The organism is Afipia sp. 1NLS2 (genome assembly GCF_000178995.1).
Lineage (GTDB): Bacteria > Pseudomonadota > Alphaproteobacteria > Rhizobiales > Xanthobacteraceae > Afipia.
The window spans coordinates 30,966-54,672 of record NZ_ADVZ01000003.1; the positions used below are offsets into that span (position 1 = coordinate 30,966).

General features: G+C 61.9%; 24 protein-coding genes. 14 read left to right on the forward strand and 10 right to left on the reverse strand.

The window, feature by feature from the left end; all coding sequences use genetic code 11:
• Position 1 precedes the first annotated feature (1 nt).
• Together AFIDRAFT_RS11570 and AFIDRAFT_RS11575 are read right to left on the reverse strand one after the other, a co-directional pair.
• On the reverse strand, positions 2–1,243 hold the full coding sequence (locus AFIDRAFT_RS11570) for a DegT/DnrJ/EryC1/StrS family aminotransferase (protein ID WP_009339593.1): 1,242 nt from the start codon (positions 1,241–1,243) through the stop codon (positions 2–4).
• An 11-nt stretch (positions 1,244–1,254) separates the two neighbouring features.
• Entirely contained in the window at positions 1,255–2,829 is a 1,575-nt protein-coding gene (locus AFIDRAFT_RS11575; RefSeq protein WP_009339594.1) for an NAD-dependent epimerase/dehydratase family protein, read from the reverse strand.
• 670 nt (positions 2,830–3,499) lie between these two features.
• Here AFIDRAFT_RS11575 and AFIDRAFT_RS11580 point away from each other — a divergent pair.
• Both AFIDRAFT_RS11580 and AFIDRAFT_RS11585 read left to right on the forward strand, forming a co-directional pair.
• Complete coding sequence (locus tag AFIDRAFT_RS11580; RefSeq protein WP_009339595.1) at positions 3,500–4,069, forward strand: DUF488 domain-containing protein; 570 nt, start codon at positions 3,500–3,502, stop codon at positions 4,067–4,069.
• A gap of 7 nt (positions 4,070–4,076) precedes the next feature.
• A complete protein-coding gene (locus tag AFIDRAFT_RS11585) occupies positions 4,077–4,553 on the forward strand; it encodes a membrane protein (protein ID WP_009339596.1) in 477 nt (158 codons plus the stop codon).
• Positions 4,554–4,563: 10 nt separating this feature from the next.
• Here AFIDRAFT_RS11585 and AFIDRAFT_RS11590 read toward each other — a convergent pair whose 3' ends face one another.
• Positions 4,564–5,025 (reverse strand): MEKHLA domain-containing protein, encoded by a 462-nt coding sequence (locus tag AFIDRAFT_RS11590; protein WP_009339597.1) that lies wholly within the window; start codon positions 5,023–5,025, stop codon positions 4,564–4,566.
• Between the two features lie 150 nt (positions 5,026–5,175).
• Between AFIDRAFT_RS11590 and AFIDRAFT_RS11595 the strand changes: the two genes are divergently transcribed.
• The 3 genes from AFIDRAFT_RS11595 (at position 5,176) to feoB (ending at position 8,668) form a co-directional block, all read left to right on the forward strand.
• Complete coding sequence (locus AFIDRAFT_RS11595; protein WP_009339598.1) at positions 5,176–6,345, forward strand: mandelate racemase/muconate lactonizing enzyme family protein; 1,170 nt, start codon at positions 5,176–5,178, stop codon at positions 6,343–6,345.
• Positions 6,346–6,493: 148 nt separating this feature from the next.
• Positions 6,494–6,778: a FeoA family protein gene (locus AFIDRAFT_RS11600; RefSeq protein WP_009339599.1), complete on the forward strand. Its 285-nt coding sequence runs from the start codon at positions 6,494–6,496 to the stop codon at positions 6,776–6,778.
• A gap of 6 nt (positions 6,779–6,784) precedes the next feature.
• On the forward strand, positions 6,785–8,668 hold the full coding sequence (gene feoB / locus AFIDRAFT_RS11605; protein WP_009339600.1) for a ferrous iron transporter B: 1,884 nt from the start codon (positions 6,785–6,787) through the stop codon (positions 8,666–8,668).
• A gap of 1 nt (position 8,669) precedes the next feature.
• On the opposite strand, the gene AFIDRAFT_RS11610 is transcribed toward feoB, so the two are convergent.
• From AFIDRAFT_RS11610 to AFIDRAFT_RS11635, 7 genes are all read right to left on the reverse strand, one after another.
• Positions 8,670–9,164, reverse strand: a complete 495-nt coding sequence (locus AFIDRAFT_RS11610; protein WP_009339601.1) for a VOC family protein — start codon at positions 9,162–9,164, stop codon at positions 8,670–8,672.
• A 9-nt stretch (positions 9,165–9,173) separates the two neighbouring features.
• Positions 9,174–10,226 (reverse strand): amino acid ABC transporter substrate-binding protein, encoded by a 1,053-nt coding sequence (locus AFIDRAFT_RS11615; protein WP_009339602.1) that lies wholly within the window; start codon positions 10,224–10,226, stop codon positions 9,174–9,176.
• A gap of 42 nt (positions 10,227–10,268) precedes the next feature.
• Positions 10,269–10,880 carry a L,D-transpeptidase gene (locus AFIDRAFT_RS11620; RefSeq protein WP_009339603.1) on the reverse strand — a complete coding sequence of 204 codons (612 nt, stop codon included), beginning with the start codon at positions 10,878–10,880 and terminating at the stop codon, positions 10,269–10,271.
• Between the two features lie 107 nt (positions 10,881–10,987).
• Positions 10,988–11,089: a DUF2474 domain-containing protein gene (locus tag AFIDRAFT_RS19820; protein WP_156186913.1), complete on the reverse strand. Its 102-nt coding sequence runs from the start codon at positions 11,087–11,089 to the stop codon at positions 10,988–10,990.
• Between the two features lie 29 nt (positions 11,090–11,118).
• Positions 11,119–12,132: a cytochrome d ubiquinol oxidase subunit II gene (gene cydB / locus AFIDRAFT_RS11625; RefSeq protein WP_009339604.1), complete on the reverse strand. Its 1,014-nt coding sequence runs from the start codon at positions 12,130–12,132 to the stop codon at positions 11,119–11,121.
• A complete protein-coding gene (locus AFIDRAFT_RS11630) occupies positions 12,129–13,538 on the reverse strand; it encodes a cytochrome ubiquinol oxidase subunit I (protein WP_040298429.1) in 1,410 nt (469 codons plus the stop codon). The genes cydB and AFIDRAFT_RS11630 overlap by 4 nt, the downstream gene beginning before the upstream one ends.
• A gap of 115 nt (positions 13,539–13,653) precedes the next feature.
• Complete coding sequence (locus AFIDRAFT_RS11635) at positions 13,654–14,712, reverse strand: polysaccharide deacetylase family protein (RefSeq protein ID WP_009339606.1); 1,059 nt, start codon at positions 14,710–14,712, stop codon at positions 13,654–13,656.
• A gap of 162 nt (positions 14,713–14,874) precedes the next feature.
• On the opposite strand from AFIDRAFT_RS11635, the gene AFIDRAFT_RS11640 reads away from it, so the two are divergent.
• The 9 genes from AFIDRAFT_RS11640 to phoU all read left to right on the forward strand — a co-directional run bounded on the left by AFIDRAFT_RS11640 (position 14,875) and on the right by phoU (position 23,698).
• Complete coding sequence (locus AFIDRAFT_RS11640) at positions 14,875–16,269, forward strand: OmpA family protein (protein ID WP_009339607.1); 1,395 nt, start codon at positions 14,875–14,877, stop codon at positions 16,267–16,269.
• A gap of 3 nt (positions 16,270–16,272) precedes the next feature.
• Entirely contained in the window at positions 16,273–16,581 is a 309-nt protein-coding gene (locus AFIDRAFT_RS11645) for a hypothetical protein (protein ID WP_009339608.1), read from the forward strand.
• Positions 16,582–16,690: 109 nt separating this feature from the next.
• Positions 16,691–17,722: a lysylphosphatidylglycerol synthase domain-containing protein gene (locus AFIDRAFT_RS11650; RefSeq protein WP_009339609.1), complete on the forward strand. Its 1,032-nt coding sequence runs from the start codon at positions 16,691–16,693 to the stop codon at positions 17,720–17,722.
• 14 nt (positions 17,723–17,736) lie between these two features.
• Positions 17,737–19,038, forward strand: coding sequence for an ATP-binding protein (locus AFIDRAFT_RS11655; RefSeq protein ID WP_009339610.1), 1,302 nt, complete (start codon positions 17,737–17,739; stop codon positions 19,036–19,038).
• Positions 19,039–19,168: 130 nt separating this feature from the next.
• Complete coding sequence (pstS, locus tag AFIDRAFT_RS11660) at positions 19,169–20,194, forward strand: phosphate ABC transporter substrate-binding protein PstS (RefSeq protein ID WP_009339611.1); 1,026 nt, start codon at positions 19,169–19,171, stop codon at positions 20,192–20,194.
• 113 nt (positions 20,195–20,307) lie between these two features.
• On the forward strand, positions 20,308–21,297 hold the full coding sequence (gene pstC, locus AFIDRAFT_RS11665; RefSeq protein WP_009339612.1) for a phosphate ABC transporter permease subunit PstC: 990 nt from the start codon (positions 20,308–20,310) through the stop codon (positions 21,295–21,297).
• A 3-nt stretch (positions 21,298–21,300) separates the two neighbouring features.
• Entirely contained in the window at positions 21,301–22,146 is an 846-nt protein-coding gene (gene pstA, locus AFIDRAFT_RS11670; protein ID WP_009339613.1) for a phosphate ABC transporter permease PstA, read from the forward strand.
• Positions 22,143–22,964, forward strand: coding sequence for a phosphate ABC transporter ATP-binding protein PstB (gene pstB, locus AFIDRAFT_RS11675; protein ID WP_009339614.1), 822 nt, complete (start codon positions 22,143–22,145; stop codon positions 22,962–22,964). The genes pstA and pstB overlap by 4 nt, the downstream gene beginning before the upstream one ends.
• 17 nt (positions 22,965–22,981) lie before the next feature.
• Positions 22,982–23,698, forward strand: coding sequence for a phosphate signaling complex protein PhoU (gene phoU, locus AFIDRAFT_RS11680; protein ID WP_009339615.1), 717 nt, complete (start codon positions 22,982–22,984; stop codon positions 23,696–23,698).
• Positions 23,699–23,707: the final 9 nt, after the last annotated feature.

The window sequence follows — 23,707 nt, forward strand, 5'->3', positions numbered from 1 at the left end:
ATTACTCCAGCAATTCCTGCAATGCGCGGGCCACCCGATCGACCTCTCCGTCGGTCATGGTGGGGAAGAGCGGCAACGACAGCGCCCCGGCGAAATAGCGATCGGCTTGAGGAAACTCATCCGGCCTGAAGGCATAGCGTTTCTGCCAGTAGGTCATCTGGTGAAGCGGCCGGTAATGCACCGATGTGCCGATGCCCTGTGCGGTCAAGGCCGCGATCACCTCGTCGCGGGTGAGGCGCGCGGTTTCGTGGAGCCGAATTGGAAACAGATGCCAGGAATGAAGGCTTCCCGCAGGAGCCGGTGCGGGGCAATCGAGCGGCAGATCGACGAGCCTTTTCAGATAACGCTCGGCAGCGTGTTGACGCCCGGATTGCAGGCTGTTGGCGCGGCCAAGCTGAACCACGCCGACGGCGGCGGCGACGTCGGTGAGGTTGTATTTGAATCCCGGTGATACGACGTCATACGCCCAGGAGGCTCCGACCTTGCTGAAGCGGTCGAACGCATCGCGGTTGAGTCCATGGGTGCGCATGACGCGCGCACGGGCGGCGATCTCCGGGTTGCGGGTTACGATCATGCCGCCTTCGCCGGTCGTGATCGGCTTGGTGGCGTAGAAGCTGAACACGCAGGCATCCGATTCCGACGTGCCGACCGGATGGCCGGAGCGGTGCGCCGGCATCGCGTGTGCTGCATCCTCGATAACCTTGAGATGATGGTGGCGGGCGAAGTCGAGCACCGCGGCCATATCGCAGGGAAAGCCGCCGAAATGGACCGGAATAATCGCCTTGCAGCGTGGCGTGATGCGCCGCGCCGCGTCATCGAGATCGATTGTGCGCGTTTCCGGATCGACATCGACAAAGACAACCTCTGCGCCAAGGTAGCGTATCACCGAAGCGGTGGCGGTGAATGTCAGGGTCGGCACCAGCACTTCGTCGCCGGGGCCGATCCCGCAAGCTTCTGCGGCGAGGTGGAGCCCGGCGGTTGCCGAGTTGACCGCCACAGCCTCCACGCCGTTCCCGAGAAAGCTTGCGAATTTCTGTTCGAACTCGCGCGCCTTGGCCCCGGTGGTCAACCATCCCGAGCGAAGCACGGCGGTTACGGCTTCGATCTCGTCTTCGGTGATAACGGGGCGAAAGAAGGGGATGTTTGCCGGAGGCGCGTGCAACTTAGGTTGATCGGATGGAACGGCGAGCGGCAGCCTGCCAATCTTTGCAGTGCGGACGTCCTGTGCCTCCTGATACCGCATGGCGAGGCCCTCTAAGCCGCAGCAGCCTGTCTCGGCCCGTGACTGGGCGCGAGATGATCGATGCTCATATACTCGGTTTCCCAACCGGTGATCTTGAAGCTGCCGAAGCTCTGGCTTCCGCATTCCTTCAGATAGAGAACATTGCTGTAGGTCGGGAGAGAGTAGTGTCCGACCTGGTTCGTGCGCACCACAGCGATGACTTGCGCGATTCCACTCTCCAGCGTCCATGACGGTTCAAATCCGAGTTGGCTGCGGATCTTCGCGAACGACACATGGTAGTTGCGCTTGTCGACCGCGCCGTCATCGGAAACGATCTTGGCGTCCGGCACCTGTGCCTTGATGAGCGCCGCGAGCTGGCCGAGTGTATAGTTCTGGGCGTCGCTGCCGACGTTGAAGACCTCGCCCGCAACGCACGCCACCGGAGCGGTGAGCGTCGTGACGATGGCCTTCGCCACATCGTCGACATGGATGAACGGCCGCCATTGGTCTGGCCCAAAAACGGTGATGACGCCGTCGCGGACGGCCTTCGCACAAAGTAGGTTGGCCACAAGGTCGAACCGCGTGCGTCCAGAAATGCCGTAAACCGTGGCGAAGCGCAGACACGTTACGGCGAAATCGTCGCTATGCAGTGTACCGAGCAAGGCTTCGGACGCAACCTTGCTGCGGGCATAGAGCGACTGGGGATTGAAGTGAGACGTTTCGTCCACGGTCTCGTCGCAGGCGCCATAGACCGAGCACGAGCTTGCGAAGATGAAGCGTTTCGCGCCGCATGCCTTGGCAATCTCGCCGACGAGTTTGGTTGCGGTCACATTGATGTCGATAGTGAGTTCCGGATCGACGGCGCACGCCGGGTCGCCGACGAGTCCGCCGAGATGGATCACGACGCCCATGCCGCTCATAGCTCGGGTGAGGGCCTCGATGTGGCGGAAATCCTCCCGGATGACCGTCAGTCCCGGATGCCCGGCAACGCGCGCGAGTGGTTCGTCGCCGTAATGCAGCGCGTCGAGAACCGTCACATGCTTGCCAAGGTTCAGCAGTTTTTCAACGAGCGCGGAACCGATATAGCCGGCGCCGCCGATCACCAGAACGCGCGACTCATCGGGCTCGCGATGTTCGGCCGGATAGCTGATCTCGTGATCTTCCGAACGCAGGACGAACGAGATAATGCGCGCGAGGCAGGCGAGCAACGCTGCGCCCGAGAACGATGTCAGTAAAATGCGCGGCGTGACACCAGAGGAATCCGGTACGAACATATGAGCGGCTGCTGCAAGGATCAGCAGCACGAGGTTGATGCGTATGATGCGGCTAATTTTTGTCGCAAGGGAATAGCCGTGCGGGCATGTGTAGAGTCCCGCATCCGCATAAGCGACGAAGGTGAGGAGCGAGAAAATACCCAGGAACGGAAAGATATGTTTCGATTGATAGGCGAGGAGAGCGGCGTAACTTCGATCTTCTATGAAGAACCAGCCAATCAGAAACGCTGTCCATAATGAGCCGATATCTACTGCAACGCGCAGGACAGAACCTGTGGTGGGACGTAATGCAAGGAGAAGCTTGAAAGAAATCAATCGCTGCAACAAAGCCATACGCGTTACTCCGGGCAGATGAACCACGGCGTTGACTCGACGCAATCGGGCACGGGATATTGCAAGGAGAGAAGCGGCCAGTGTGAATCAAGATGATCACAGCCGTCGTTCCCCTCCGGAGGAGTTTCTTATTGTTTTGATGCCTCTCCGCTGTTCCTGATGCTCGGACAATCGGCCGGATGACGACTATAGCGCAGCCGCAACTGCTGGCTGAGGACTAAACTGGATTACCACCACGAACGGTGCGATTGGGCGGCGAACGCGGGCTGAGTACTTACAAGTGGGTAGGCCGTACGACAATGTTATGTGCGACGGCAGATCGGCGGCGATCTGCATCGTTTCCTGTTGAAGTCGTTCTGCGGAGCTTTCGGGAGATGTTTTGCGCTATCGGCTGCGAAGAAATCGAGTCGCACGTGCGTTGGTGGCGACGAGTCTTGTCATGCCTGCGGATGGCGACCGGTAAATAAAAATAACTTACTGAATAAATTCAAATTTCTGGCTTGGTGAGGCGCTGGCGGACAGTCGGGGATGCTATGAAAATTCTGGTCTCGCCGGTTTGCAACCAGACAAAAAGATTCAGCCGAATTGTTCTGGATCATTTCCGCGCTCTGGGAGGATAACCAAGCTACGAAGTATGAGCCCGGCCGTTCGCCAGGCGAGCAGCTAGGCCATGGAACAACCTTTTTTCACCATCGGACATTCGACCAGGACGATCGAAGAGTTTGTCGAACTGCTGAAGGAATCCGAGGTCGGGCTGGTGGTGGATGTGCGCACCATTCCGCGCTCGCGTACCAACCCGCAATATAATCGCGACACGCTGCCGGGAAGCCTTGGCGATTTCCAGATCGGCTACGAGCACATCGCCGAACTTGGCGGCCTGCGCGCCAAGAAAGGCATCGACCCTCAGGTCAACGGCTTCTGGCAGAACAAGAGCTTCCACAATTACGCCGACTATGCGCTGGGCGAAACTTTTCATCAAGGCTTCGTGCGGCTTCTCGAACTCGGCGCAGCGCCGCGCTGCGCCATCATGTGCGCGGAGGCGGTATGGTGGAGATGTCACCGCCGCATCATCGCCGACTATCTGCTGGCGAGGGGCAGGCAGGTCTTCCACATCCTCGGCAAAGGGAATGTCGAGCCTGCGAAGATGACGCCCGGCGCCAAGGTGGGGCCGGATCACACCGTGCTTTATCCTCCCGGAGAATCGTCGGCAGGGATGAAGCGCGGATTGAAGAAGGAATGAGCCCGCCATGGATGACCTTGCTCTCGCCCGCGCCCTGCATGTCCTGGCTGTCGTGATCTGGATCGGCGGCGCCTCGATGGCGACGACGGTGTTCCTGCCAGCGTTGCGGCGCGGTGTGTTCGGCAAGGATATGCTCGCGACATTCGAAGCGGTCGAGCATCGCTTCATCTGGCAGGCACGCACCATGGTGCTCATCGTCGGTCTCAGCGGATTCTACATGCTGTGGAAGTTCGATCTCTGGGATCGCTTCCATTCCGCGTCGTTCTGGTGGATGCACGCGATGGTGTGCGTCTGGGCGCTGTTTGCCTTTGTGCTGTTCATCGGGGAGCCGTTCATTCTGAAGCCGCGCTTCCATCGCTGGGTGCATGCAAATCCCGATCTGACATTCCTCTGGGTGCAGCGCGCGCATTGGGTGTTGGTGGGGCTGGCATGGATCGCCGTGTTCGGCGCGGTCGCCGGCAGTCACGGCTGGTCGATCTTCTGAAAGGTCCCACTCACGGCACGATGTCGTGCCACTCCGAGAATGTCGCGGCCTGACCATGATGCGTCCCATCGGCATCGATCAGTTGCCAGACGATGGCATTCTCGATCCGGAAGCGCCGGCCGGATTTCGCGATGCGGATGCCGGAATAGTCGGCGATAAAGCCGTCGCGGCTCACGCGATCGAGCAGCCTTTGCCGTTCGGCCCGCTCCGGCGCTTCGGCGGACAACCGCGAAGGCAGGCCGATCAGTTCATCCGCCGAATATTCGAAGCAGGCCTGCGCGATCTCATTGGCATAGATGAAGCGTGGGTCGGCGCCGCCGTCATGGGCGAGCACGGCGAATGGCGCCTGATGATAGAGCCATTCCGCCCCGGCTGAAGGAGCGGCCAGTTCGCGGCCCGTCAGGCGGCGGAAGCTGCCGGCGATGAGATCGAAAAGTCGAAGATCCGCAGCAATGCGGCCGCCTACGGGCATAGGAACTCCATAAAGTATTGTGTTCAAGTATCGTGTCGCGGCACAGCGGAATGTCTGGGTCGTGATGCTCTCTGCATTTTACGGGATTGCATGCAATGCATCCATCGCTAGATTGGCGGGCCAGCTCGTGCCCTCCAATTGGATTTGCCCATGACCGTCCGTATCGTCGATATCCGCGAAGTCACCAAGCCGATCGCCTCGCCGATCCGCAACGCCTATATCGATTTCTCGAAAATGACATCGAGCCTTGTTGCGGTAGTCACCAATGTGGTGCGCGACGGCAAGACGGTGGTCGGTTACGGATTCAATTCCAATGGCCGTTACGGGCAGGGCGGGCTGATCCGCGAGCGTTTCGCGCAGCGTGTCCTGGAGGCCGATCCGAAAACATTGCTCGACGAGAGCGGCGACAATCTCGACCCGCATAAGGTGTGGGCGACGTTGATGACCAACGAGAAGCCCGGCGGTCACGGCGAGCGCTCGGTCGCGGTCGGCACCATCGACATGGCGGTGTGGGATGCGGTGGCGAAGATCGCGGGCAAGCCGCTGTTTCGCCTGCTCGCGGAGCGGCACAAGCGCGAGGCCAATCCGCGCGTGTTCGTCTATGCCGCCGGCGGTTACTATTATCCTGGCAAGGACAATTCGGCGCTGCGCGCGGAAATGCGCGGCTATCTCGATCGCGGCTATAATGTCGTGAAGATAAAGATCGGCGGTGCGCCGCTCGAGGAGGATCGCCAGCGCATCGAGGCCGTGCTCAAGGAGATTGGTAGCGGCGCGCAACTCGCGGTCGACGCCAATGGACGTTTCGATTTGGAGACCGGCATGGCTTACGCCAAGATGCTGCGCGATTATCCGTTGTTTTGGTACGAAGAGGTCGGCGATCCGCTCGATTTCCAGTTGCAGGCGGCACTGGCCGAATTCTACCCGGGGCCGATGGCGACCGGCGAGAATCTGTTCAGCCATCAGGATGCGCGCAATTTGATCCGCTATGGCGGCATGCGGCCGGACCGCGACTGGCTGCAATTCGACTGCGCGCTGTCCTACGGCCTTGTCGAATATCTGCGCACGCTCGACATGCTGCACATCCATGGCTGGTCGCCGTCGCGCTGCATCCCGCATGGCGGACACCAGATGTCGCTCAATATCGCGGCAGGCCTCGGCCTTGGCGGCAATGAGAGCTACCCCGACCTGTTCCAGCCCTATGGCGGTTTCCCGGACGGGGTGCGGGTCGAGAATGGCCACATCACCATGCCGGACCTGCCGGGCATCGGCTTCGAGGGCAAGTCCGATCTCTATAAAGAGATGAAGGCGCTGGCGTCATAACGCCGCGCCGATGGCGGCCAGGAACGCAATCAAAACCGCAATATCGTGGTCCGCAATTTAAAACCGTTCTAATCTGGTGCCCGATCAACCTCCATTGACTTGATCGAAATCGATCCTTGGGCCAGTTGATGTCCTAAGGACACCGCACATGAATAACGACCATAAGCCCAATGCCGGCAACGGAGCGATCTGCCTCGGCGAGACCCCGCGCGGCTTTCGCGGCCTGATCGAAACGATCACCGTGGCTGGCGATCATAATGGCGTGCCTGCGGCGGAGATCGAGCGTCGGCTGCTCGAACTTGGCTTCGTCGAGGGCGCGCGGGTCGAGGTGCTTCATGAAGGCCCGATTGCGGGCGATCCGATCGCCGTGCGTGTCGACAACAACACCATTGCCTTGCGCCGCCGCGAAGCGATGTCGATTTTCGTGGCCTGATCGGCAATGACCAGTATCACCGAGCTCCGGTCGTGGCGCTTCGCGCTGGTCGGCACCCCCAACAGCGGCAAGACCGCTCTGTTCAACGCGCTGACCGGCAGCCGCCAGAAGGTTGCCAATTATCCCGGCGTCACGGTGGAGCGGAAGACCGGCACTTTCCAGACGCTATCGGGTCACCGGATCGATCTGGTCGATCTGCCCGGCACTTATTCGTTGCGCGGCCGCAGCCCGGACGAGGAAGTGACGCGCGACATGGTGCTCGGCCGCTTCGCGACCGAAGCACAGCCCGATCTGTTGTTGTGCGTGGCGGATGCCACCAATCTGCGCGTGGCGCTGCGCCTCGTCACCGAACTCAAGCGCGCCGGGCGGCCGATGCTGCTGGTCCTCAACATGATCGATATCGCCCGTCGCCGCGGCATCGAGATCGATCTGGGCAAACTGGAGGACGAACTCGGCATTCCGGTGGTCACCTCCACAGCTGTGCGCCGGGGTGGCACCGAGGAATTATTGCGCCGCCTCGATGAGCTTGCCGCCGACGGCGCGGGCAAGGCTGGTGAAAACAAATGGACCGCGCCGACTGCCGCCGACCTGCGCGCGGCGCAACGCGAGGCCGATCGCGTCATCAAGGCCGCCGTCAGCGAACCGGCGCGGCCTGACACGCTGACCAGTCGTATCGATGCGGTGCTGCTGCACCCGGTTGCGGGACTCATTATTCTATTAGCCGTGCTGTTCGTCATGTTCCAGGGCGTGTTCGCCTGGGCGCAGCCGATCATGGACCTGATCTCCGGCGGGTTCGATGTCCTCGGCAAGCTCGCTCATGATCTGCTGCCGGACGGGCTGTTGCAGAGCTTCATCCAGAAGGGCGTGATTGCAGGCGTTGGCAGCGTCATTGTGTTCCTGCCACAGATCATGATCCTGTTTCTGTTCATCCTGCTCCTGGAAGACCTCGGCTACATGGCGCGCGCGGCCTTCCTGATGGATCGCATCATGGGCGGCGCGGGCCTGCATGGGCGTGCATTCATTCCGCTGCTGTCGAGCTTCGCTTGCGCCATTCCCGGCATCATGGCGACGCGCGTGATCGACAACCGGCGCGACCGCCTCACCACCATCATGGTCGCGCCGCTGATGACATGCTCGGCGCGTATTCCGGTCTACACGCTTATTATCGGCGCATTCGTGCCGGATCGCACGGTCGGGGGCATAGTCGGATTGCAGGGCCTCGTGATGTTCGGCCTCTACACCATTGGCATTTTCAGCGCACTTGCGGTGTCCTTCGTCGCCAATCATTTCTTCTGGCGCGAGAGCGCGACGCCGCCCTTCATGCTCGAATTGCCCGACTACAAGCTGCCGCAACTGCGCAGCGTGGCGATGGCGCTCTACACCCGTGTGATGATGTTCCTCAAGCGCGCGGGCACCACAATCTTCTCGATGATGGTGGTGATCTGGTTCCTGGCGTCGTTCCCACGCGCGCCGGTGGGCGCGACCGAACCCGCCATCAATTACAGTCTGGCCTCCATCCTCGGACGCTGGATCGAGCCGGCATTGGCGCCGGTCGGTTTCAACTGGCAGATCAGCGTTGCGCTTATTCCCGGCATGGCAGCGCGGGAAGTCTCGGTCGCTTCACTCGGCACGATCTACGCCATCGGCGGTGGCGACGAGGCATCGGCGCAAATCGGTCAGGCGCTTGCCAACAACTGGAGCCTCGCTACCGCGCTCGCGTTCCTCGCGTGGTTTATCTTCGCCCCGCAATGCGCCTCGACGCTCGCGGTGATCCGGCGCGAGACCGGTGGCTGGCGCTGGATGTTCATCACCTTCTTCTACATGCTGGCGCTGGCCTATCTCGCAGCCTTCATCACCTTCCACACCGCCGTGGCGCTGGGCTGGGGCTAGCTTAAGCGGTTCGCGCGGCGAGCAGGTTGTTGAGATCGAGGCGGCGTGTGAACATCGCCAGCGAGCCGTCGGCGTTGCGCGGCCATTCCTCTTTCGGCCGATCCCAATAAAGCTCGACGCCGTTCTGGTCCGGGTCCCTTAAATAAAGCGCCTCGCTGACGCCGTGATCGCTGGCGCCGTCGAGCGGGATGTTCGCTTCGATCAGGCGGTGGAGCGCATCGGCCAGATTGGCGCGCGTGGGATACAGGATCGCAGTGTGAAACAGCCCGGTCGTGCCCGGCGCGGGTGGCGAGCCGCCTTTGCTCTCCCACGTGTTGAGGCCGATGTGGTGATGATAGCCGCCGGCCGAGATAAAGGCGGCCTGATCGCCATAGGTCTGCATCAGCTCGAAGCCGAGTACGCCGCAATAGAAGCCGAGCGCACGTTCAAGATCGGCCACTTTGAGATGGACGTGGCCGATCCGCGTACCGGCCGCAATCGGCTTCGGATTTATCATGCCGTGTCCTCAGCGGATCGGCGGGGCGTACTGGATGCCGCCCGCGTTCCATAGCTGGTTAAGGCCGCGTGGAATGCCGAGCTTGGAGCCGAGGCCGACATTGCGCTCGTAGACCTCGCCGTAATTGCCGACATGGCGAATGATGCGTGCCGCCCAGTCCTTGGTCAGGCCAAGCTCCTCGCCATAATTGCCCTCGGTGCCGACGAGCCGCATCACGTCCGGTTTCTTCGACTTCAGCGCCTCGTCGATGTTCTTTGAGGTGACGCCGAGCTCCTCGGCGTTGAGCATCGCATAGACCGCCCATTTCACGATCAGCATCCACTGGTCGTCGCGCTGGCGCACCACGGGCGCGAGCGGTTCCTTGGAGATGATGTCGGCAAGAATGACGTGATCGTCCGGTTTAGCGAGGTTCTGCCGGTAGGCGTAAAGCTGCGAGGTGTCGGTGGTCAGCACGTCGCACTTGCCGGCTTCATAGGCCTTGAGCATGTCGCTGACATTTCCGAACTTCATCTCATCATAGGTGATGTTGTTGACCTTGAAGTAATCCGCGAGGTTGAGTTGCGTCGTGGTGTCGGACTGTACGCAGACGCGGGTACCGCCAAGCTCCAGCGCGGAATCGACGTTGCGCGAGCGCCTGACCATGAAGCCTTCGCCGTCATAATAAGAGACCGCCGCGAAGGTGAGGTCGTAATCGACCTCACGCGACATGCTCCATGTCGAGTTGCGCGACAGGATGTCCACCTTGCGGTTCTGCAATTCCTTGAAACGCTGGTTGGTGTCGAGCGGAATGAAATTGACCTTGGTGGCATCGTCGAAGACCGCGGCCGCGACCGCGCGGCAGATGTCGACGTCGAAGCCCGACCAGTTGCCGTTCGCATCCTTGTTGGCGAAGCCGGGCAGCCCGGCATTGACGCCGCAGTTCACCGCACCGCGTTTCACCGTACGTTTCAGTGTCTGGGTGTCGTAACGGTCCAGTGCAGTGAATGCGCCGACCGCGACGATCAGGGCGGCGAAGAGCCCGAGCAACAGGCCCGAGCGGAAGGTGCGTGAAAAGATTGCCATGTCGATGCCCCGTTTCCCCAATCGGTCAAGACTGTAGCGGAATCAGATCTGCGGCTTCTGCCGGACGACGACTTTGGTGCCGACCGGAATGCGATCGTAGAGGTCGATGATGTCGGCATTGACCAGCCGGAAGCAGCCGGACGACACCGCCGTGCCGATGGTCTGCGGCTGGTTGGTGCCGTGGATACGGTACACCGTGCTGCCGAGATAGAGCGCGCGTGCGCCCATCGGATTGCCGGGGCCGCCCGCCATGAAGCGCGGCAGATAAGGCTGGCGCTGAATCATTTCCGGCGGCGGCGTCCAGTCCGGCCATTCCTGCTTGCGGCTGATCTTCAGAAGCCCCTGCCACTGGAAGCCCTCGCGCCCGACACCAATGCCGTAGCGCAATGCGCGTCCGTTGCCCTGCACGACATAAAGAAAGCGCTCGGAGGTGGAGACGATGATGGTGCCCGGCGGTTCGGTGGTGCGATAGAACACCGTGGTTCGCTTGAACTCCGGCGGCAATTCTTCTTCCGCCTCGCTCGGTACGTAGCCGGGCTGGTCGCCGTCAACATACTGGGCCGGGTAGCGGCCTTGCGCGGCGGCGGGAGGAGTAGTCATGGCGGCGAAGGCCGCGAGACAGGTGACAAGGGGAAGCAGCCGGGATGCGATCATGGGAGGGCTCCGGATTTATGGCTGCTATCAAATCCGACGGCTGCGACGCTGGCAAGTGATCCGGCGGATAGAGATTCCGTTCGTTCAAATTTTATCGGAGCGGTCACTTACCGGTGTGGAGCGATCCAGAGTCGCAGGATGTAGGAGATCAGCGCGACAGTGCCGACGCCGCCAAGCCACAGGGCGGCAAACCAGATCAGCCGCGTCATGAGCGGCCGAGGTGGCGGTTCGGGCTCAGTCAATGGTAGCCGCTTCCTGCCTGGACCTTGCCGCGAAATACCCAATAGGCCCATGACGTGTAAGCCAGGATGAGCGGCACCAGGATGGCGACACCTACCAGCATGAACTTCAGGCTCTTCTCCGGGGCGGCCGCCTGCCAGATCGTGATGCTGTTCGGCACCACGTAAGGCCACATGCTGATGCCGAGCCCCGCATAGGACAGGCCGAACAAAAGGAGCGTCAGGAAGAACGGCCTGTAATCGTGGCGGTTCTTCAGGTTCACAATCAGGAGCGCGGTGACGATGGCGACCGCGAGCGGCACCTGTGCCGTCAGCATCACGTTCGGCCATGCGAACCAGCGTTCGGCATAGCCGTTTTGGAGGAACGGCGTGGCGAGGCTGACGGCGCCGATCGCGGCAAGCGTTGCGAACAACAGCCGCCAGCTCAGGTGATAGGCGCGTGCGCGCAAGTCGCCTTCAGTCTTCATCACGAGCCAAGTTGCACCGAGCAGGCTGTAACCTGCAATGACCGACAACCCGGTCAGGATGCTGAACGGCGTCAGCCAGTCCCACCAGCCGCCGCCGTAATGACGGCCTGCGACTGGCACGCCTTGCAGGATCGCGCCGAGCGCGATGCCCTGCGCCAGTGCTGCGAGCAGCGAGCCTCCGGCAAAGGCAGTATCCCAGCGGTTGCGGTCGCTTTGCTGGGTGCGCCAGCGGAATTCAAAGGCGACACCGCGAAAGATCAGGCCGATCAGCATCGCGATCATCGGCGTGTAGAGCGCGGGCATCAGCACGGCATAGGCTAGCGGGAAGGCCGCCATCAGTCCGCCGCCGCCGAGCACCAGCCACGTCTCGTTGCCGTCCCACACCGGCGCGACGGAGTTCATGATGATGTCGCGGTCCTCCTTTGTGGAGAACAGCGGAAACAGCATGCCGAGCCCGAGGTCGAATCCGTCCATCACCACGTACATGAACACCGCGAAAGCGATGATGAACGCCCAGATCGTCGGAAGGTCGATCATCGCGCTCATGAGCGATGCTCCTGCGTAAGGTGCGCCGGGCCGGGCATGATGCCAGCCGCGCGGACCGGCGCATCCCGGGTCGGGCCTTCCTCGCCGTGATGCGGCGCCGCCGCCATCAGACGCAGGATGTAGAAGATGCCGACGGTGAACACCGCGAAGTAGACCACGATGAAGGCGATTAGCGAGGAGGCGACGGCAGGCGTGTCGAGCGGCGAGGCGCCATCGGCGGTCCGCAACAGCCCCCAGATGAGATAGGGCTGCCGGCCCGCCTCGGTGGTGATCCAGCCTGCGATGACGGCAATGAATCCTGTCGGGCCCATCGCCAGCGCATAACGATGCAGCCATTTCGAATCATACAGTGTCCCGCGCCAGCGCGCCCAGAGGCTGAGCAGCCCGATGCCGAGCATGAGGAATCCGATTCCGACCATGGTGCGGAACGACCAGAACACCAGCGGCACGTTCGGCCAGTCTTTGCGAGGCACGGTGTCGAGGCCCTTGAGCGGAGCGTCGAGCGAATGCTTGAGGATGAGCGACGATGCCTTCGGCACCTCGATGCTGTATTTGACGCGCGCATTCTTCTGGTCGGGCCAGCCGAACAGGATCAGCGGCGCACCGTCGGGATGGCTCTGGAAGTGGCCTTCCATCGCCATCACCTTGGCAGGTTGATGCTCGAGCGTGTTGAGGCCATGCTGGTCCCCCGCGAAAATCTGGATAGGCGCGACAATCGCGGCCATCCACATCGCCATTGAGAACATCATGCGTGGGCCTTCGCGAGACGGGTCACGCAGCAAATGCCAGGCGCCGACGCTGCCAACCGCGAAGGCGGTGGTGAGGTAGGACGCGAACACCATGTGCACCAGCCGATAAGGGAAGGAGGGATTGAAGATCACCTCCCACCAGTCGGTTGGCGTGAACTGACCCGCGGCATTGACGGCATATCCCGCCGGCGTTTGCATCCAGGAATTGGCCGACAGAATCCAGAACGCTGAGAACAGCGTGCCGGCCGCAACCATCAGCGTTGCGAAAAAATGCAGTCTGTGGCCGACGCGCTTGAGGCCGAACAGCATCACGCCGAGAAATCCGGACTCCAGAAAGAATGCGGTGAGCACCTCATAGGCCATCAACGGTCCGATGACGGAGCCGGCCTTGTCGGAGAACGTCGCCCAGTTGGTGCCGAACTGGTAGGACATGACAATGCCGGAGACCACGCCCATGCCGAATCCGACAGCGAAAATCTTCAGCCAGTAATTGAAAAGGTTGATGAAAACCTCGCGGCCAGTCCACAGCCAGAGTGCTTCGAGCACGGCGAGATAGCTGGCGAGGCCGATCGAGAAGACCGGAAACACGATGTGAAATGACATCGTGAAGGCGAACTGTGCGCGAGCCAGATCAATTGCGCTGATACCGTCCATCATTGCGATATCCATTCAGCCCTGCGTTCAGATATAGCACGGTGAAGGAGCCGTTCAACAACCGGTCTGTGTTGCGTTTTACGAATAAGGGCACAAACCGGTGATGAAAGCCACCGATCTAGCGGACGTCGACGCGGCGGAAGCCATTCCACAATGCCGTCGCGGCGCCCGACGTGAGCACCGACAGTGCGCGCCCACTTTGGAAATTACCGTTGAGCGACAGCCGCGGCAGCGCGGTCAAATGATCGGCATGTGCGGGAAACAGCATGCCGGGCCGCGTCGTCACCGCGGTATCGAAGCCGAGCGCAATGGTGGCATCAAACTCACGTCGCCCGGCGGCAGCCTTGTCGCCGTAAGGATAGGCGAAGTGCTTCACCGGACGCTCCAGCATGGCGGCGATGCGTTCGCGGCTGGCGGCGATTTCGTGACGCGCCTGACCGGCGGCCTCGTGCGCGAGATTGCAATGGCTGACGGTGTGCGCGCCGATCGTCACCAGCGGGTCGGCGGCAAAGACTTTTAATTCATCCCACGACATGCACAGCTCGCGGCTGATTGCCGTGTCGTCGATGCCGCAACGTCGCGCCAGCACGCCGACAGCGGCATTGATATCATGGTCCGTCGGCAGGCGGCGAAAGTGATCGTGAAGGCGGGCGAAGGCGTCCTGTTTCTGCGCGGTCGTCGCGGCTTCGATCCGCACCTCAACGCTGTCGAGAGGAATGGTGATCGCCTCGCTTTGGGCCACGATGCGCTCCAGCGCCACCCACCATAGCCGGCCCGTGCCTGCGGCGAAGTCGCTCGCCACATAGACGGTCATCGATGCATCGAACCGCCGCATGATCGGCAGCGCGTAATCGCGGTTGTCGCGATAGCCGTCGTCGAAGGTGAAGACGGCGAAGCGACGCTCGAATTGCTGGGCGGTGAGGCGCTGGCGCGCCTCGTCGAGGCTGACGATGTCGATGTCGCGGGCGCGGAGGGTCGCGAGCGCGACCTCAAGAAAATCCGGCGTGACTTCAAGATGCCGGTTCGGCTGAAAAGCCGCGGGCGACGCTGGCCGAACATGGTGCAGCATCAGGATGAAACCGACCCCGCCAGTCAGCGGTTGCAGGACCCGGTATGCGCCGGTGGCTGCCATTGTTTCCAGACCGAGCCGGATCACCGTGCCGCGCAGCTTTTTCATACATCCGTCCAAAACCGGGGTTGAGAGCGGATTTTGTGGCAGAATCGGTTGAAGAATAGGTTATCCAGAGGCCCATCCGCGCAATGCGCACCGGGCGGCATCTTCCAAATTGACACTGCCGCAAGGGTTTGATTTTTCTCATATCTCACGCGAAGGATGGGAATGAGCGAGTTTTCCAACTGGGTACGGAAATGGTGGCCCGGGCTGATCCCGCTGGTTGCGCTGTGGGTGGCGGCGATCTGGACCGGAACCGTGCCGATCGAGCAGCACTTGACCGCCCAGGCTGCGGCGGCGCTGAAGGAATCGGTGCTGGACAAGACCCAGATCGAGGTTTCCGGACGCGATGTCCGGCTCTCGGCTGATGCGTTTTCCGAACAGGGCCGTCGGACCGCCGTCGATCAGGTCGCGAGCGTGCCAGGCGTGCGGCTCGTCACCGACCAGACCCAGTTGATCGCGGAAGTGACGCCTTTCGTCTGGTCGGTCGAGCGTGACGTCGTCCATGTGACGCTGAGCGGAAACGCGCCGCTGCCGGCGATCAAGGCGCGGTTACTCGAAGCGGCGCGCAATGCCGCGAACGGTGCCGAGGTCGTCGATCAGATGGCGCTGGCGCGGGGCGCGCCGGTGCGGTTCGACGCGGCGGCGCTTTTGCTGATCGACCAGATCTCGAAGCTGAAAGAGGGCAAGATCTCGCTGGCGAACACCAAGGTGACGCTGGAGGGTTCGGCGCGCGAACTCGGCGGGCGGGAGGCGATCGCGGCGGCTCTGAAAAACCTGCCCGAGGGCTACACGGTGGAGAAGAATGCCCTCTACGCGCCGCCCTATCTGTTTCAGGTCAACAAGGATCCTGTGGCCACGACATTGGCGCTGAGCGGTTATGTCCCGGACAACAATGCGCATGCCGCTATCGTCAGCGCGATCGAACGTAAATTCGTCGGTGTGAAGATCGAGGACAAGCTCAAGGCGAGCGCCGGTGCGCCGCAGGGTTTTCTCGCTGCCACAATGACGGCGCTGAGTGCGCTGTCGCGGCTGTCCACCGGCACGCTGACGATCCAGGACCGCAACGTCACGCTGTCCGGCGACGCTCTTTACCCGGGTGCGAACGCGAGGATCAGTGAAGAACTTGCCGCGAAACTGCCGCAGGGCTGGAAGCAGAAGGCGGAATTGACGGTGAAGCCGGTGGCCGCGCCGGTCAACGCCACGATCTGCCAGCAACTACTGACGGGATTGCTCGCAAAAGGCACCATTCAGTTCGAGACCGGAAAAGCCGTGATCGATCCGGATTCGGCGGGGCTGCTCGACCGCCTGATCGAGGCAGTGCTGCGCTGTCCGACGTCGCAGATCGAGATCGAGGGCCATACCGACAGCAACGGCGAGAAGGAAGCCAACCTTGCTCTGTCGATGCGCCGTGCCCAGGCGGTCGCCGACTACTTCATCAAGGCCGGAGTTCCGAAGGAGCGCATTAGTGCGGTCGGGTTCGGCAGTGAGCGGCCGGTGGCGAGCAACGATACGGAAGAAGGCAAGGCGCAGAACCGCCGCATCGAATTCGTGGTGAGGTAAGGCATGGGCTATCTCATAGCGTTCAACTGGGAATGGATCGCGGGGGCCGCCGCGCTCGGTTTCGCGACGGGATGGGTTTCGCCGATTTCCCGCGTCCGCAGCCTGTCGACGATGACGATGCGCGTCAGCTTCGCGGTGGTCGTGGCGTTGGTTGCGGTATCGCTGTCGCGGACCCTGCCGGGGCGGCCCGGTTATTGGCTTGACCTTGGCCTGGTCATGTTCGGAGCCTATCTCGCCGGTGGCGCCGTCGGCTCCTGGTTGCGTTATGTGCTCCTGTTGCGGCCGGGCAGGCCGCGCGGCGAAGAAGGTTGAGATTCCGGCCACGACAGGGCTGCGAAATGCCGCAATCCTCACGCTTTGTCTCGCGATCCTGCGAACGGTCTGCTAGGACGATCCGGGGGACGGGAGCTTTGAGGATTTGATGCTTGAACCGGTGCGCAGGACGCTGGCGTTTCTGCGAGAAAAGCAAATCCTGCATAAGCTGGGTGTCGCGCTGAGCCTGATGGTTATCGGCTTTGCCCTCCACATCCTCTATCAGATGTTGCGGGATATCGATCTCGATGACGTGCTCAAGGCCTTGCGCGGAACCGAGGTCAAGACGGTTGCCCTCGCGGGGTTGTGCGTTGCGGCAGGATATTTCACGCTAACGTTCTACGACTTCTTTGCGCTGCGGGCGATCGGCCGCACGGAAATTCCCTACCGCATCGCGGCCTTCGCGGGATTCACCAGTTATTCGATCGGCCACAATGTCGGAGCCAGCGTCTTCACCGGCGGCGCGGTCCGCTATCGGGTCTATTCCTCCTGGGATCTGACCGCGATTGATGTCGCCAAGGTCTGTTTCATTGCCGGGCTGACATTTTGGCTCGGCAATGCTGCTGTGCTTGGTCTCGGGGTGGCCTATCATCCGGAGGCGGCCTCCTCGATCGACCAGTTGCCGGTCTGGCTCAACCGCGTGCTGGCCGTGGTTTTGCTGCTGATCCTGGTCGGCTATGTCGTCTGGGTTTCGTCCCGCCCGCGCAATGTCGGGCGCGGCAACTGGACCGTGACGCTGCCGGGCGGCAGTCTGACGCTGGTGCAGATTCTGATCGGCATCGTCGATCTCTCGTTCTGCGCGATTGCGATGTATATCCTGATGCCGGACGAGCCTTATGTAGGCTTTGTCGTGGTCGCGGTGATCTTCGTGTCCGCCACCCTTTTGGGATTTGCCAGTCACTCGCCGGGCGGGCTCGGCGTGTTCGATGCCGCCATGCTGTACGGCATCATGCATTTCGACAGCCAGTTCGATAAGGAAGAGCTGCTGGCCGGGATGCTACTGTTTCGCGTGCTGTACTATATCGTGCCCTTCGTGATCTCGGTCATGCTACTGTTGTTTCGGGAAGTCATGCTGGGCGCCAAGGCGCGGCGTGAGTCGGGCTTGCGCAAGCGTGACGATATCTCCACGTCAGAGTCTTAAACGTCAGGGTCATCATGACGGCCGATGCATCCGTCCCGCCACCTCCGACGCCGTACTGGCTGAAACAGTTGCGGCGCTCCAGCCTTGTCGTGCTGGTCGCGGGCGTTTCGCTCGGCACGCTGGTCGCGATGCACGATTTGAGGCTGTCGAGCGCGATCCTGGTATTTTTCTGCATCGCCGGCGTTGCCCTGGTCCCGCTGCAATCGCATGACGGCGTTCGGGCGCGTGAGGAGAGCGGCAGCGAAAGGCTGACGGAGGGCGTTGCGGTGCGCGCGGTGATTGGCGCCATGCCAGAGCCCACCGTGCTGCTCGACCGGGTTGGACGCGTGCTGCATCTGAACGCGCAAGCCGCACAACTGGCGCCGGCGCTGCGCCGGAACGAACTGGCGCTGTTCGCGCTGCGCTCGCCGGAGATTATCGCGGTGCTGCGCGATGCGATTGCCACATTGCAGCCCCAGCGTGTCACCTATGTCGAACGGGTACCGGTCGAGCGCTGGATGGAGCTTGTGGTGACGCCGGTCGCGGTGCCGACCGAGTTTGGCGGCACGGACAATTGCTTCCTGATGACGTTCCGCGACCAGACGCCGTTGCGCCGCGCCGAGGAAATGCGCGCCGACTTCGTCGCCAATGCGAGCCACGAATTGCGGACGCCGCTCGCGGCACTCTCCGGCTTTATCGATACCCTGCAGGGGCCCGCGCGCGATGACCCCAAGGCACGGGAGCGTTTTCTCGGCATCATGCATGCGCAGGCAACCCGCATGGCGCGGCTGATCGACGATCTGTTGTCGCTGTCGCGGGTGGAGTTGAGTGCGCATGTGCGGCCCGAGGCCAAGGTTGATCTGCTCGCGATCCTGCGGCAGGTGATCGACGGACTCGAAGTGCTCGCCAACGAGCGTGGGGTCGTGATCGAAACGCAGTTTCCGGATGTGCCGGTTTTCATCGCCGGCGACACTGAGGAATTGCTGCGCGTATTCGAGAACCTGATCGAGAACGGCCTGAAATACGGAGCGTCCGGCGGCAGGGTCACGGTGTCGCTGTCGCGGACGGCGCCCGACGAAGGCCCGGCCGAAATCCGTGTCACGGTTCGCGATTATGGCCCCGGCATTGCACCCGAACACCTGCCGCGCCTGACCGAACGCTTCTACCGCACCGATGTCGGCGACAGCCGCGCGCAGGGTGGTACGGGTCTTGGTCTGTCGCTAGTCAAGCATATCGTCAGCCGCCATGGCGGGCGTTTGCTGATCGAAAGCGTTTTCGGCAAGGGCGCCACTTTCACCGTCTGTTTTCCACCGCTGGCGCTTCCGCCCGGCGCATAAAACGCAGCAATCTCAGTGGTCTGGCTGTGTCACATGAGTGTCACCAAACCTTTATAAAAGCTGCATGGGGCGCCTCTAAAGCGGGCGCCGCGGGCCAACAGAGCCCTCGCTGACCACATGGAGACAGCCAGTGAATTTTTTCAAAACCATCGTCGCGGCCGGCATTGTCGCCGCTTCGACCACCGCCCTTTCGCTCCCGGCGACGGCGGCTGACATCACGGGTGCGGGCGCAACGTTCCCGTTCCCTGTTTATTCGAAGTGGGCCGATGCCTACAAAAAGGAAACCGGCAACGGCCTGAACTACCAGTCGATCGGCTCGGGCGGCGGCATCAAGCAGATCCAAGCCAAGACCGTGACGTTCGGCGCCTCCGACATGCCGCTCAAGGCCGAGCAGCTTGAGAAGGACGGCTTCGTTCAGTGGCCGATGGTGATGGGCGCCATCGTTCCGGTCGTGAACCTCGACGGCGTGAAGGCCGGCGACATGGTTTTCGACGGCGAGACCCTTGCGAACATCTACCTCGGCAAGATCACCAAGTGGGATGATCCTGCGATCAAGAAGCTGAACCCGAAGGTCAACCTGCCGTCGACCGCGATCGCCGTGGTTCGCCGTTCGGACGGTTCGGGCACCACCTTCAACTTCACCAACTACCTCTCCAAGGTCAGCGCCGACTGGAAATCGAAGGTCGGCGAGGGTACCGCGGTTGAGTGGCCTGTCGGTGTCGGTGCCAAGGGCAACGAAGGCGTTTCGGCCAACATCAGCCAGACCAAGAACTCGATCGGTTATGTCGAGTACGCTTACGCCAAGCAAAACAAGCTGACCTACACCGGCATGGTCAACAGTGCGGGCAAGACCGTGCAGCCGACCGTTCCGGCGTTCCAAGCTGCTGCTGCCAACGCTGACTGGTCGAAGGCTCCCGGCTACTACGTGATCCTCACCAACCAGCCGGGCGAGGCGTCCTGGCCGATCACTGCGGCAACCTTCATCCTGATGCACAAGGCACCGACGGATAAGGCAGCATCTGCCGAAGCCATCAAGTTCTTCAAGTGGGCGTTCGAGAAGGGCGGCAAGATGGCCGAGGAACTCGATTACATCCCGATGCCGGCTTCCGTGGTCAAGCAGATCGAGAAGACCTGGTCGGCCGACATCAAGAGCTGATTGTGACCGGCGGGGGAGAGGCAAGCCTTTCCCCCGCTGTTCTTCCGGCACCTCTGCGGTGCAGGGCTGAATATCCGATTGCGTTATAGAGATAGGGGATTGGCGTGGCAGAGATGGCCGTTCATGGTGCCTCGATGGAAGCCGCAGGACCGTACGACCGTGCCCGCGCGTTGAGCGCCTTCAAGCTGGGCGACAAGACCTTTTACTGGACCACGCGCATCTGCGCGATCCTGGTTCTGGTGCTGCTCGGCGGCATCATCATTTCGCTGATCGTCGGCGCATGGCCTGCGATCTCCCAATACGGCTTCGGATTCCTGACCACGTCGCGCTGGGCGCCGTCCGCCGATCCGCCAGTGCTCGGTGCGCTCGGTCCGGTCTACGGCACGATCCTCACTTCGCTGCTGGCGATGATCATCGCCATCCCGGTTGGTCTCGGCATCGCGATTTTCCTCACCGAACTGTGTCCGCTGTGGGCGCGCCGCCCGATCGGCATGGCGATTGAACTGCTCGCGGGCATTCCCTCGATCATCTACGGCATGTGGGGATTTTTTATCCTCGGCCCGTTCCTCGCCAACACGGTGCAGCCGTTCTTCATCAACACGTTCGAAGGCGTGCCGGTCCTTGGTTCCATCTTCGGCGGGCCGCCATCCTATCTCAGCCTGTTCAACGCCTCGCTGATCCTCGCGATCATGGTGCTGCCGTTCATCACCGCGATCTCGCGCGATGTGTTCGCGACCGTGCCGCCGGTACTGAAGGAAGCGGCCTACGGCATCGGCTGCACGACATGGGAAGTCGTTCGCAATGTGGTGATCCCCTATACCCGCGTCGGCGTCATCGGCGGCGTGATGCTGGCACTCGGCCGCGCGCTCGGCGAGACGATGGCGGTGACGTTCATCATCGGCAACTCATTCCGCATCTCGCCTTCGATCTTCGCGCCGGGCACCACGATCTCGGCCGCCATCGCCAGCGAATTCGCCGAAAGCGACGGGTTGCACCAGTCGAGCCTGATGCTGCTCGGCCTGTTGCTGTTCGTGTTGACGTTCTTCGTGCTCGCCGCCGCGCGGCTGATGCTGATGCGGCTGCAGAAAAAGGCGGGGAGCTGAGCGATGAATCCGATCTACGCATTCCGCCGCCGCGTCGACAAGATCATTCGCGGGCTTTGCTTCGGTGCCGCCGCTTTCGGCGTGTCGTGGCTGGCGATGATCCTGTTCACGCTGTTCTATAATGGTCTTGCCGGCATCAGCCTGCAATTGTTCACCCAGAACACGCCGCCGCCCGGTTCGACCGAAGGTGGCCTGCTCAACGCCATTGTCGGTTCGATCATCATGACGATCATCGGCGTCGGCATCGGCGCGCCGATCGGCATGTTCGCGGGCACTTATCTCGCCGAATATGGCAGGCATGACCGCCTCACCTCGGTGATCCGCTTTATCAATGACATCCTCCTGAGCGCGCCTTCGATCATCATCGGCCTGTTCATTTATGGCGCGGTAGTGGTGCCGATGGGCAGTTTCTCGGCGCTGGCCGGCTCATTGGCGTTGGCGGTGATCGTCATTCCGGTGGTGGTGCGCACCACCGAGGACATGCTGCTGCTGGTGCCCAATCCGCTGCGCGAGGCGGCCTCGGCACTCGGCTTGCCGCGCTCGCTTGTGATCCGCCGCATTGCTTACCGCGCGGCGCGTTCCGGCCTCATCACCGGCATCCTGCTCGCGACGGCGCGCGTCGCCGGCGAAACCGCGCCGCTCTTGTTCACCGCTTTGAGCAACCAGTTCTTCAGCCTGGACCTGACCAAGGCGGTCGCCAACCTTCCTGTCACCATCAACAATTTCGTGCAGAGTCCCTACGTCTACTGGAAGGAATTGGCGTGGTCTGGCGCGCTACTGATCACGCTGACCGTGCTGACGCTCAATATCGTCGCGCGGCTGCTGGGCTCTGAGAGGACCGCAAAATGACCGACGTCTCGACGATCGCCATTCCCCGCCCGTCCATGCCACCGCCATCCGTTATTCCGGATGGCCCGGCAAAGGTGACGGCGCGCAACCTGAATTTCTATTACGGCCAGCACCACGCGCTGAAGAACATCAACCTCGTGCTTGGCGCCAACAAGGTGACGGCCTTCATCGGCCCGTCGGGCTGCGGCAAGTCCACACTGCTGCGCATTTTCAACCGGATGTACGATCTCTATCCGGGCCAGCGCGCGGAGGGCGACGTCACGCTCGATGGCACCGATATTCTCGATCCGAAGCTCGATGTGAACCTGCTGCGGGCGCGGATCGGCATGGTGTTCCAGAAGCCGACGCCGTTCCCGATGACGATCTACGAGAATATCGCCTTCGGCATCCGGCTTTACGAGAGGATTTCCAAGTCGGAGATGGACGGCCGCGTCGAACACGCGCTGCGCGGCGGCGCGCTGTGGAACGAGGTCAAGGACAAGCTCAACGCCAGCGGCCTCAGTCTGTCGGGCGGTCAGCAACAACGGCTGTGCATCGCGCGCACCGTGGCGGTGCGGCCGGAGGTGATCCTGTTCGACGAGCCATGTTCGGCGCTCGATCCGATCTCGACCGCGAAGGTCGAGGAACTTATCGCGGAATTGAAGAAAGACTACACGATCGCCATCGTCACCCATAACATGCAGCAGGCGGCACGCTGCTCGGACTACACCGCGTTCATGTATCTCGGCGAGCTGATCGAGTTCGACGAGACCAGCAAGATCTTTACGTCGCCGGCCGACCGCCGGACCCAGGATTACATTACCGGACGCTTCGGCTGACGGCTCGGAGAACTGTGATGGCTATGGAACATACCGCAAAAGCGTTCGACGAGGATCTGCAGGAGCTGGCTCGCCTGGTGGCGGAGATGGGCGGCCTAGTCGAGCGGCAGATCGTCGATTCGGTGGATTCGCTGATCCGCCGCGACATCAATCTGAGCGCGCGCGTCGTTGCCACCGATGTCGAACTCGACAAGTTGCAGCACATGATCGAGGAGCGCGGGGTGCTCACCATCGCGCGCCGCCAGCCGATGGCGGTCGACCTGCGCGAGATCGTCGGCGCGCTGCGCGTAGCGACCGATCTTGAGCGAATGGGCGACCTGTCGAAGAACATCGCCAAGCGCGTCGCGGCGCTCGACAGCGATTTCCATCCGCTGAAGCTGATCCGCGGGCTGGAGCACATGACCGACCTTGTGCAGTCGCAGGTCAAGGCGGTACTCGACGCCTATGCTGCCCACGACGTTCCCGCCGCCATGGTGGTGTGGAAGGGCGACGAGGAAGTGGACGCGATCTGCACCTCGCTGTTCCGCGAACTCCTGACCTATATGATGGAAGACCCGCGCAATATCGGCTTCTGCATCCATCTGATGTTCTGCGCCAAGAACATCGAGCGGATTGGCGACCATGCAACCAATATCGCCGAGACGGTGTTCTACATGATCGAGGGCCAGCCGATCGGCGCATCGCGGCCGAAGGGCGACATGACGAGCTTCTCCAGCACATCATCTGTGGGTTAAAAGGATATC